Annotated in this window: 7 protein-coding genes; all 7 read left to right on the top strand. The window is 57.2% G+C overall.

The genetic code is table 11. The features are described from left to right. Positions 1 to 6: 6 nt before the first annotated feature. A complete protein-coding gene (locus WBM93_RS02250; RefSeq protein ID WP_424427740.1) occupies positions 7 to 1287 on the top strand; it encodes a hypothetical protein in 1281 nt (426 codons plus the stop codon). A 1-nt stretch (position 1288) separates the two neighbouring features. After that, positions 1289 to 2581, top strand: a complete 1293-nt coding sequence (locus WBM93_RS02245) for a hypothetical protein (RefSeq protein WP_424427738.1) — start codon at positions 1289 to 1291, stop codon at positions 2579 to 2581. Positions 2582 to 2604: 23 nt separating this feature from the next. After that, on the top strand, positions 2605 to 3909 hold the full coding sequence (locus WBM93_RS02240) for an IPT/TIG domain-containing protein (protein ID WP_424427736.1): 1305 nt from the start codon (positions 2605 to 2607) through the stop codon (positions 3907 to 3909). A 14-nt stretch (positions 3910 to 3923) separates the two neighbouring features. Next, the gene (locus tag WBM93_RS02235) at positions 3924 to 5972 is read left to right on the top strand and encodes a hypothetical protein (RefSeq protein ID WP_424427734.1); all 2049 of its coding nucleotides are present in this window, start codon (positions 3924 to 3926) and stop codon (positions 5970 to 5972) included. 40 nt (positions 5973 to 6012) lie between these two features. After that, positions 6013 to 7884: a hypothetical protein gene (locus tag WBM93_RS02230; RefSeq protein ID WP_424427732.1), complete on the top strand. Its 1872-nt coding sequence runs from the start codon at positions 6013 to 6015 to the stop codon at positions 7882 to 7884. Further along, a complete protein-coding gene (locus WBM93_RS02225; RefSeq protein WP_424427730.1) occupies positions 7881 to 9872 on the top strand; it encodes an ATP-binding protein in 1992 nt (663 codons plus the stop codon). Before WBM93_RS02230 ends, WBM93_RS02225 begins: the two co-directional genes overlap by 4 nt. A 4-nt stretch (positions 9873 to 9876) precedes the next feature. Continuing rightward, on the top strand, positions 9877 to 11691 hold a 1815-nt coding region (locus WBM93_RS02220; RefSeq protein WP_424427728.1), incomplete at its 3' end, for an eCIS core domain-containing protein.

The raw sequence follows: 11691 nt of genomic DNA, 5'->3' as shown, positions 1-11691 counted from the left end.
AACGCCATGACGCAGCCCGATTCGTCGCGCCATGTCAATTTTACCACAGGTATGGTGCTGGGCGTTGACGATTATCGGCAACAATTTGCCTATCACGCCGCGCGCGATAAATGGATGATGCGCGAACTACATGGTTATGGAACCATGTCGGGGCTAGCGATCCGCCAGGAAATGGACGGTAGCGAAGGGCCGCGCATAATGGTCACGGCTGGTGCAGCCGCCGCTCCGAGCGGCCAAATGATCTGTGTCGGGCGCGAGCAATGTGCTTCGATAAACGCATGGCTCCAGCGTGAAGAAGTGACCGCCGATATCGACGCCCTCGCAGCAGCGCCGCTGCCCGCGAGTGAGGCGGAATTCTCGATCTTTCTGACTCTCTGCTATCGTGATTGTGCGGTGGCTCCTGTTCCGATCCCCGGGGAACCGTGCCGCAGCGATGAAGAGTTGATGACTCCTTCCCGAATCGCTGATGATTATTCACTGTCATTTTCGCTCGAGCGGCCGGCCATGACGGAGGCGGAGGCAGTCGGTGAACTGGCCGCCTATATCGCCAGCATATCGGTAGAAGAGGGTGGCGAGGATGATTCTGCCGAGCTGCCGGCACTGTTTGACAATGTTCAGCGACAAATGCGGATGTTGTTCCTGATCGAAGCGGACGAAGATTCCGGGGGCGAGCTCTCGCCGATCAGCATTGCACCAAATCTTGCCAACGACATTTACAACGAGATCAACAAGGTCTGGATTACGGTCGTCAGGCCGCATGTAATGGCGATCAACTGTCCAACCGCCGGCGGACCGGGCGATGACTGCGTGTTGCTGGCGCGGATTGACGTCGGTGCCGTGCGCTCTGAGGGTGTTTGGCAAGTCGCCAATACCGAAGATGAGGCCGGAATTCTCCTGTCTATCGACGAAAGCGATCGCCCGCTTTTAATGGCCAGTAATGCGATGCAGGCGATTGGCGATTTTGCCCCGGCCACATCGGAAGACGCCGACAGTGCCGCCGTGATCTTTGTGTCTGCGGATGAAGATATCGACGTCAGCAACGCAATCATTATCATTGCAACCGCTGACCCGGTCCGGCTTGGCATCGTCGAGGCGGCAGCCGCAACGCTTGGCCACCGGCTCGTGATCCGGTTGCCGGAGGGCGGCGATCTCAGGATCGAAGCTGATTCAGCAACAATAAATGGCAATGCCGATCTCGAGGTGACCGACACAGCACGGCTCACGCTGCGTTCCGATGGTGCGGGCGATTGGCGCGTCACCCAACGCGTCGAAAGAGGAGAAGGCTGACATGCCCGACAATCTTATCCAACTCCAGCAACCGGTAACCGAAGGCGGACTGGGGTCGACCAATTTCTTCAATGGTCGCCTGCTTACGGGGTCCGATTTCGCCCGCGAGCAAAGCGCCCGTGCGTCTGCTGATCAGCGGCTCGGGCAGGCCATGGGCAGCGGCGTAGCCTTTGGTTTGACGCTGCGCGAAGGGCTGGCGGTTGCGGATGGAGAGGGCACAACCGGCAGGCCTGTTATCGTCGAGCCGGGTCTGGCGGTGAACGCGCTTGGACAGGCGATGCGGCTGGAAACGAGACAATTGCTCAATCTCACTCGCCCCCCGGCTGCAAATAGTGACGGCGTCGATGATGGTTGCAGCGGTTTTGACGACTGCGACCCCCTTGTCGGCGGGACTTATGTAGCAGGACAAGGCGTCTATGTGCTGACGATAGCACCCGCGCAGCGACGTACGGGTCGCGCCGAAACCAATGGGCTGGATGGAAACGGCGCGCGTTGTAACATCGATCAGCTTATTGAAACAGTGCAGTTCCGTCTCATCCTGGTCCGTCCCCAGTTATATGGTTCGCTTCCCGCGACCGCCGATGATTTCAGAAACCGGATCGCCTATCGCTGTTTCGGGAACGGGGTGAAGGCCGACTGGGTCACGCATCTTCTTTCGCAGGCCGAACGCGGTGACGATCTGCTTGAGGCGCTGAGCCTTATCGGACTTGGCCGACAGGAAGTACCACTGGGTCTGCTTGCCTATACCGGGTCGGATGATCTGGAGTTTCTGGATATGTGGGCGGTGCGCCGACCGCTGGTTCGCGCCGATGAGGGAAGCCAGATCGACAGCCTGACCCAGCCGCGCCGGATAGCAGCCGGAACCGCGATGTTGCGCCAGTTTGATGATCATTTCACCGACTTGGTGGGTCCGGATGGTATTGTTGGCGGCGTACGCGCGCGCAGCCACTTCCCGTATCTGCCGCCGGCCGGTGTGTTGCCGCATCTCGATGAGGCAAGCGCGCGAACATTTCTGGGCGGGATGACGATCCGCGGGCCGATCCATATAAACGGGCCGCAAGTCGAACCGTTGATGCGCGAAAGCCTGTCTGCCCCCGCATTGCGCACCGCCGATAATGAAGTCGTGTGGCTTTATGCAGTGGCGCAAAACCGGATTGAAGGACAGCTGGCAACTGACGCTGCCGATCGTCCTGACCCCTATCTGATCTATGCACGCGGCGACCTCGCCTATCGCGGAGACGCGCGCTTTAATCTCCACCGCTGGGACTATGCCAATTTTGCCCTGGGCGGCTGAGCTGACGAAAAAGGAAACCTATCATGGCTAGCAATCCAATTACCGCAGAGTCGGTCATTCCCATTTCCTCGATTTTCGATGCGCTCGAAGGCGTGTTGACCGAGGCAGAGCGGCAGGCGCTGCTCAGCCAGTTGACCGATCTCCGCGCCGAGGGCGTGGCACCGGGTGATTTGATTACCGCGGGAATGTTCAACGAGATAATGAGCGACATAAATGATCTGAAGGTCAGGATGGCGGGGTTGGAGGCGGGATCCAGCGCCCTTGTTTTAAGTGCGATATCGCCTCCGGGCGACATCGAGGTCAATTCACTAGTTACTTTGACAGGAGTCAATTTCAATCGCGAACCTCGGCGAAACGTGGTTGTTGTCGGCAATGTAGCAGTGACTAATTTCCGATCAGGTTCGGAAACAAGCTTATCCTTTGCCATGCCCAACACGTTGTCAGGTCTACCGGCGACATTTGACGTTGTTGTGGAAACAGGAGGGCAAAGATCGAACGCACTTCCCGTGACAGTCGTGGCAGAACCACGTGAACAGGCGGGCAATTTCGAATTCGCGACAGTGTCAACACCCGACGGTACGATGATCGGTGGAGCAACAGTTAGTTTCACTTGGGATATCACCGCCAATACTACGCTTGACGATAGCCTCACTTTGCAACTTAGCGTGGGTAGTCCGGCGGGCGCCAGTGAATCGCAATGGCGGCAAAACTTGCAATTCGAGCCACCATCACCGTTGGTGATAGCTGCTGGCGCAACTAGGCGCGTTGTCGCGACAATATTTACGCCAGCTAGTGCGACTGCTGCTGATCTGGCGCTGCTTGTTACTGGTATTGATGGCACCACCCGAAACACCTCCAATCCAGTGCAGTGGCGTGCGGGCCAGGCTCTGGAAGTCTCAAGTTCCAACGCCATAATTGATTTCTCACTTCCTGGAGATGATGGTTCTGGCAGTTCGGATTTCAACGAAGTTGCCAATATGGATGTGTCTGGAATTTCGTTCCGAGGCGTCCGAGTACGGCGGGGCAGTGAAGCGTTCATAACTCTGGAGCTGATTGATCAACGAGGTGGCACAGCAAGGGCGAACTATAATTTTGCTGTTCGTACCGAATCGAACGATTCCGACTGGTCAGTTACGCTGGGACCACTGCCCCCTTCGGTAACGGACGTTCCACCTGGCGAGGATCGCGAGTTTAATATTCAGCTTCGTAACAATAGCGGGGCCGCCGGAGAAATTACGTTCCTGCGCATTGAGGCCACTCAGACGCGTGAGACAGCAACTCTCGACCAATTTACCTCGTTCATCACAATTCCGCTTCAGCTCTTTTAACAAAGGAAAATAATATGACAGATGCTCTCATCTTCCCCAATCATGACGGTATTGGCGGCACGCCAAGCGTAGATGGTTTTTTCGATCTTGATTACATGATCACCGGCGAAACCCCGGAAAGTGGTTACATTGGCGGCTCGGCGCTGACGATTGGCGCCTCGGGTATTCCGCCTGTAGAATTTCGCGGTATTCGCAACGGTTCCAATGGGCGGATCGTGATGGGTTTCTTGTGCCGTTTTTCGGGTTCGTTCGACGATGATAACGGCGTGGTGATTGTCGTAAAGCCAACGCATGCGAGCGTTGATCAGGCTGACCAGCGCAAAATTCATATTAAGCCTTTGCAGGATGGTACCGGGGCAGGACCCGGGGTCGGAACGGGGGCGCCAAACGAGATCAAGACCAATATTGATCCAGAAGATGTCGATTATTATCGCGGTGACGGATCAGGCGGTTGGACGCAATATAGTTCGCAAACCAATACAGACATTAAAGTGCGGTCATGGAAGCCTACGATTGCAGGTGGTTCCCCCGACGAATTTGCGTGGAGCGTCGAAATCAGTCTGCCGATGACTGCGACCGAAGGTGGTCCCGACTGGATTGACCTGACGAATGATTTCGGCCTCTATTTCAGTGTGATCAAGATTGTGCCGGTAGGAGGCGGTGCGGTGGCAGAATATGTGTTCCCGCTTACCGCCCCGGTTATATCCGGTTTTCCGGTTGCCCTCTACACCCCAACGGTATTTGGCCATGGCCTGGTTCCCGATATTGCCGGCCCTCCCCTGCCGAATATTTCCGCGGGCGTACAGTTTGTCAATGACTGGCAAGGTGTTGGTCGCCGGGCGGCTGGAAGCGGTTCACTGACCCTCGGTAGCACGATAGAGGCTGCCGTGAATGGTGTTGGTGATGACTTAGACAACGAATTGGTCGCTTTGATTGAGAATACGGGAAGTTCTGCAGCCAATTCGATCCGCGCTGAGTTCCGGATGAAGAATTGGGGCTTGCCACCAGCTACTTTTCCGGAATGGGATACACCGCTTGGCCTGCAGCCAAATCCCACAGATCCCGAGAATGTTGCAGCCAGCGCTACCAATGTTGCGCTTGTATCGGATTGGCCGATCATACCAAATCCACCCTCAGTACCAACTAACCAAGTGCCAATCGAGTATCAGACACATCGACACCAATGCATGTGGGTTCAACTGAGTGCAGCTTCGCAAGTCTATTTCCACCAGTCTAGTGTCCGTAGGAACATGAACTTCGAGCAGCTGTCCGAAGTCAAGCGGGAGGCTGAAGTCAGCGGAGAGGGCTATCCCGAACCCGCAAATGGCACCGGCGATCATGATTTCCTACTTCAAACTTTTTGCCGTCAGATCGTGGTTCAGGAACTCGTCGACAACCCCAAGAATATCGATCCGGAAACCGTCACGTTGGTACGTAATACTTTGGTAGCTACTGGTGCGCTGGATCGAGGCACTGACGATGACAAAGATGACAAAGACACGCCACAAAATGATGGACGAAATGTACCGCGTGATGTGGTCGCCACGCATATGGTTAACCGCATGGCTGCAACAGCAGGGGCAAGGGCGGGGGGATCGAGTCAGTTCAAGGATAGTATCGTTTATATCTGGACGACCGAGGGATTCCGGATGACGGATAAAACGATCACTATAGGCAACAACACCTATCCGGTGCTCGACAATGGTTGTGGAACATTCGGGATTGCCGCGCATCACAAAGGCGTGAAGGATCCATTGAGCTGGGAATTTTCCGGCAAGGGTATGTCGCGTTTCAAACCGGGCCTATATGCGCTTAAAGTTCCACATGGGGGGGTGACCACGATAGGGATTAGACTTGCTGCAGACAAAGGTGGGCCGAGGGGCGATCAGAGCAAAGACCTTCCGAGAATTAAAGAATTACCGCCGCAAAAACCCGGCGGCGGAAAACCCGGAGGTGGCAACGGCGGTAAACCCGAGAAAGGCGGCTGTCTCGGGGTGCTGCTGATTGCGGCGGCGGTGCCCGTAATCCTGATGGGCGCATCCTGGCTTTCCGGCGTGTCGTGACCTCGAATATCCTCATGATCGATCGTGGAACGCAGGGGCGGTGACCCACCACCTCCCTCTCGACGCCGCTTCCGGCACATCGCTCGCCATCGGGCGGGCGGTTGTGCACGGGGCCATGCGGCGGGAGCGGCTGTCGGCGGCGTTGGCGCGCGCGACGCTGGACGGCCTGGGTCTGGGGCGCGATGAATATCTGATCATACCCCATCTGATCATGGCCGAGTCGTTGCGATATGGTGAAAGCGGCACCCGCTATGCCAGCGCCGTATCGAAACGACTACGCAACTGCTTGGAAAAAGCGGAGCTTGACCCGGTGCGCGGCGCATTGGGAGGGCACCCTTTGCGTTTCTCATCCAAAGTGAAGCTGGCGCTCTGGCTCATTGCCGAATACGGCCGCGGAACCTCGGCTCTGCCGTCCGCGATCCGGCTGGTGACGGGTACACCTACCATTTCGCTGTGGTGGCAGCGCGAGCTGCTCGGCGACGCTCCATTACTGGTTCAAATCGCTGCAACGCTTTTTGCAAGAAAGATGCTCGGGGGCTGGATCGGCAACCTGTCGGATCGAGAGATTGAAACAGTGACCCGTTCGGTCGCGACCAGCTTTGGTAGCGATGCGGTGGTCGCGGCGGCATATGACCGGTCCGGATCACGCCCTGACTTGTCGCTACGATCTGGCGCAACCCGTTGGTCTCAATCTTCGCAGCCGCAGTCTATTGCCGGGACACCGGATGATGTCTCCCTGCTTCCGCCGCCAATACGCTCCGCAATCGCCAATGATCCTGCGCTCCGGACGCTGGATAGCAAGAGGCAGATGTTGGCTGCTACAATCCTGTTTCTGGCATTTTTTCCCGCGGCATCGCGCACCCGACCCCTGCGTGATTTTGCGAGAAAATTTCTGACCGCTATTGGAAACGACCGTCTTGAGGCTACAGCGCCACGATCAGATGTCGGTCAGGGACCGGGTTTGCCGATTTCGAAGAAAGCGCCACTAGCTTTCGCTGACAAACCGGAAACGACCGATTATGACAAGCTTGCTGGTAACGGCTCACCGAAAACTGAACGCCCATTAGATGTGCACCCGAACCCGAACCGCGATAATCCGCCACCGGTTTCGGCACTGGTTGATAACGAACCCGACGCGGAGACAGCAGCAGTTCGACAGCGGTCTGATGTGCGTTCCGACGGGGTGGTTGACCTTGATCGATTTGCGGTCGACGAAACGCGGTTTGACAGCAACTATTGCGGTCTGATGTTTCTCGTCAATCCTTTGATCCGCTATGGTTTTTGCAAAGACTTTGGTCTGTTTGCGGATGACGCGATGGATCTGTCGCCGTTCGCCACCATCAAGGCGCTTGGCTGTCACTGGTTCGGGAATAAATTCCGGGCCGATCCGATCTACGGACTTCTGTCGCAATCCCGACATCCCCCCCGTCGAAACAAGCATTTTATGCTGCCGCGGCCGCAAATGTTTGATATCGCCGATAGCGAACTCAAATTGGTGCGTGACCGGCGGTATTTTACCTTGTGGCATGCCGACGGCGTTCCGGTTCTGGATTTGCCCGCGACAAAGGCGCGCGGCCATTTCCGCGTGGCGGCAAACTTGCCCGGCATTGCAAAATTGCCGGGGCGCTGCGTGCGTCAACAAAAGGGCTTTCGGCTGCCACGAAGTTCGGCTCGACGCTGGACAGCGGCATTGGCCCGTTTGATGGAGTGGCAGCTGCGATCGGCGATCGTGAGACAGCCCCTTCAGGTCGAACAACTATGCCTCGCCGGTAGCATCGTTATCAGGGAAGGCGCGATTTCGATAGAAATGGCGCTCGACGATTTGCCATTCGGGGTCCGGATTGCCGGTCTTGACCGGGATCCTGGGTGGCTTGTCAGGGAGGGGCGCTCGCTCGCCTTCAAGTTTTTATGAGCGTGCCTCACCGTCTGGATGCAATTCCGCGCTCCGCTCAGGAACATTTCCGGCTGCAGGTGCTCGGCATCATATTGAAAATTTTGCACATCGAGCTACGCGAGCGCGGCTACGATGATTATCTGTCGCGGTTTCCGTTCCTGCACCATTATCAAGACCGATTGCTGGAACTCTGGGGAGCAGACGATTTGCCTGCTCCTGAAAAATGGGATCGTGCGGCGACCGATTGGGCAAAGTCCAGTCCAGCGCTTCCATTTTTGCAGCTCGGCCCTCTGGGGCTTGCGCCTCAGCATATCACGACATTACTTCTGGTGGCAGCACAGGAGGAGGATCCAAGGCTCAACATGCTAATCGAGCCCGAAGGCGGAGCGCCGACGCTGGGCGGTCTCGCTGTCCTACTGGAAGATATAGCTGCGTGCCCTGAGTCGCCGGCTTCGGCTCGTGGGGCAATCGAAACACTGGTCAATCTGGAACTGTTGAATTTCTCCAACCTTGATGCCCCGCGCATCGAATGGCAGCCGCGTGTGCCGTCTGCGATTTTCGGACTGCTTACCGGTGTTGGGGCAAATTTGCCGGGACTTCAGATGCGCAAACTGGAAACGCTTCCGGACCCGGAAAATTGGGTGACGCCTTGCAGCGGGTGCACCAGCCCGGCGATACTGAGTGAAATCATGGCCGCTGAACAATGTCCTGATATCATTGTCCGCAGTGACCGGCACAATGGACGCAAGACGTTTTTGATGATGGCAGCACGCAAGGCAAAACTCAACGTGCTGCTCGGCAGCGCCAGCCTGTTCAACGATGGAAAGGGATGGCAACAGGCGCTGCTTGCCGCAATGCTAACCCGATCTCTTTTGATGGTCGAAGCCGAACTGGGACCGGGAGATCGCTTGCTGCTGCCCCCAACGGCCCCCATTCCTGCGCGACTGGCAATAGTAGCGACCAGAGTTGGCAGTATCGAGTGTCAAAGCGAATCGGCACCGCTCGATATTGAACTGGCGCGTCCCGATTTGTCCGCTCGAAAGTATCACTGGAAAACCGGCGCGGTTGATATTGATGGTCTGGAAGACCTGATGCTCACGTCGGGGAATATCCGCCGGTCGGCAGACGCAGCACGGGCGCTCGTCAAACTGGAGAGTTCGGAGACTATAAGCGAATCACATGTACGCCGTGCTGTCCGGACATTGCGTGATCCCCGTCTCGACACGATTGCGGCACGCATGAACAGTGCGGCAGAACTGGACGCACTGTTCCTCGATGCTCTCGAGCAAGAAGAACTTGATAGTCTGGTCATGCGTTGTCGGTTTCGCGAACGTCTCAGCAAAAATAGCGACGCCGGTGTCAAAGCGATCATGACCGGCCCCAGCGGCACAGGCAAGACGCTCGCTGCCCGCCATGTAGCAGAGAGACTGGGCCGGGAATTATACCGGATTGACCTGTCTGCAACCGTCAATAAATATATCGGGGAAACCGAGAAGAACCTCGAAAAGGCGCTGTCTGCGGCTGAAGAGATGGACGTTGTCCTGCTATTGGATGAGGGTGACGCGCTCATGGCCAAGCGTACCGATGTCGGTAGCTCGACCGACCGCTATGCCAATATGGAAACCAATTTCCTGCTTCAGCGGCTGGAAAATTTTCGCGGGATCATTCTGGTCACCACCAATGACGGCGAGAGGATTGACAGCGCTTTTCGCCGCCGGATGGATGCGATCATCACATTCCGGATGCCCGATGAGGTCAGGAGGCTCGGGATTTTGCAAGCCCAGCTGGGAGAGCATAGAGTGCGCGACGCGATGCTTCAGGATATCGCGTGTCGGTGCATGTTGTCGGGCGGTCAGTTGCACAATGTGGCTATTCATGCGCGGCTATTATCGCTGGCCGACGATGCCGCGATTGGCAACGAGCATTTGCTAAAGGCATTGACCCGGGAATATCGCAAGACCGGCGATCATTGCCCGCTCAAGCCAGCACTTTCGGCTGTGGGTTGACCGGATGGCCGTCGCGGCGAAAATAGCCCGGTCTCAGACCGACGCGAAAGCCTCAACTAAACAACCTAGGCAGGCCAGGGGCAAGCGCGCCAAAAGCGCGGCGCAGTCTACGGCGACGGTGCACCGCAAACCGCTGGGTGATGAAGAGGCAAATCGCCGCAGCGGCCTGCTAGCTGGCGGAGCCGGGGTCCAGCGTAAGGCGCTTCCGGAAGAGGAGCAAGTCCAGCGCAAGGCGCTCCCCGACGAGGAAAAGGTTCAGCGCAAGGCGCTTCCGGAGGAAGAGCAGGTCCAGCGCAAGGCGCTCCCCGAAGAGGAAAAGATTCAGCGTAAAGTGATCCCGGAAGAAGAGAAGATCCAACGCAAGCCCGAAGACTATCTGGACGATAAAAAGAAGGCGCAGGTCGCGGCCGCCGGCAAGAATATCCAGGCTGCTTCCTTTATTTCCTCCCCCGAAGACGCCAGTGAACGGGAAGCCGATCGCGTGGCCGATGCAGTAACCGCCCCGCGTGCGGCCGGCAGCCCGCCGGTTGGCCGCTCGATCATGCGGGCATCGCGCAAGGATGCCGGCGGAGAGGGGCCGCCTGTCGCGGCAGCAAATGATAATGTCGAGGCGAAGATCAAGGCCGCTGCGGTGGGCGGGAAGCCGTTATCCAAAAAGACACGCGCGCTTCTGGAGCCCCGGTTTGGCGCCGATTTTGGCGAAGTTCGAATCCATGATGATGATCAGGCAGGCAAATTGTCATCGCGGATCGGTGCGCGCGCATTCACTTACGGTCGGCACGTCTTCTTCAACGCCGGGCAATATCAGCCCGACACGCCATCGGGGCAAAAACTGCTCGCGCACGAACTCACCCACACGATTCAGCAGCGCGCGGCGGTGCAGCGCAAATATGATGGTTTGACCAGCGGGCCGAAAGTCAGCGAGTCGACCGGCACCCAGGCCAGCCGCCTGGGAATAAGCGACGCGCTCGATTACTTTGCTGATGCAGCCTATAATATCCCCGGATACCGGATGTTCACGATAATGATCGGGATCAACCCGATCAATATGCGCGAGGTGGAGGCCACAACCGCCAACATCCTGCGCGCGATTGTCGAATTCCTTCCCGGCGGCGGGCTGATCACCACGGTACTTGACCAATGGGGTATTTTCGAAACGGTTGGTACCTGGGTTGACGAGCAGCTGAAAACCCTCGGCATCTCCGGAACGTCGACCAAGGCGGCACTGGACGAATTCATCGACAGTCTGGGCTGGAGTGACATATTCGATCTTGGCGGTGTCTGGGATCGCGCGGTCAGCATATTCTCCACGCCGATTGACCGGGTCATCGCTTTCATCGGATCGCTGTTCACGCAGATTCTGGAATTCGTCCAGCAGGCGGTCCTCGCCCCCCTCGCTGCGCTGGTGTCCGAAACAGAGGGCTATGCGCTGCTGACCCAGATTCTCGGCTTCGACCCGATTACCGGCGAACCGGTCGAACGCACCGCAGAAGGCATCGTTGGCGGCTTGCTGACCCTCGCCGGGCAAGAGGAGCTATGGAATAATATTCAGGAAGCCAACGCGCTTGATCGTATCTGGGAATGGTTCGGCACCGCGCTCGACAGCCTGATTGCTCTGGTCATGGGTATTCCCGACCGCTTTATCGAGGCCCTGGCGACGATAGAGATTACCGAATTCCTCGATCTGCCTGCCGCGATAGTCAAGGTATTGGGCGTGTTCGCCAATATCGTGATCGATTTCGGTGCATGGATACTCGAAACCGTATTCACCCTGCTGACAATCATCATCGATGTGGTGGCGCCCGGACTGATGGGATAT

It is taken from the genome of Parasphingorhabdus sp. (assembly GCF_049667325.1).
Classification (GTDB): domain Bacteria; phylum Pseudomonadota; class Alphaproteobacteria; order Sphingomonadales; family Sphingomonadaceae; genus Parasphingorhabdus.
Note: the sequence above shows the minus strand (reverse complement) of the source record. Positions and strands in the feature narration are given on the sequence as shown.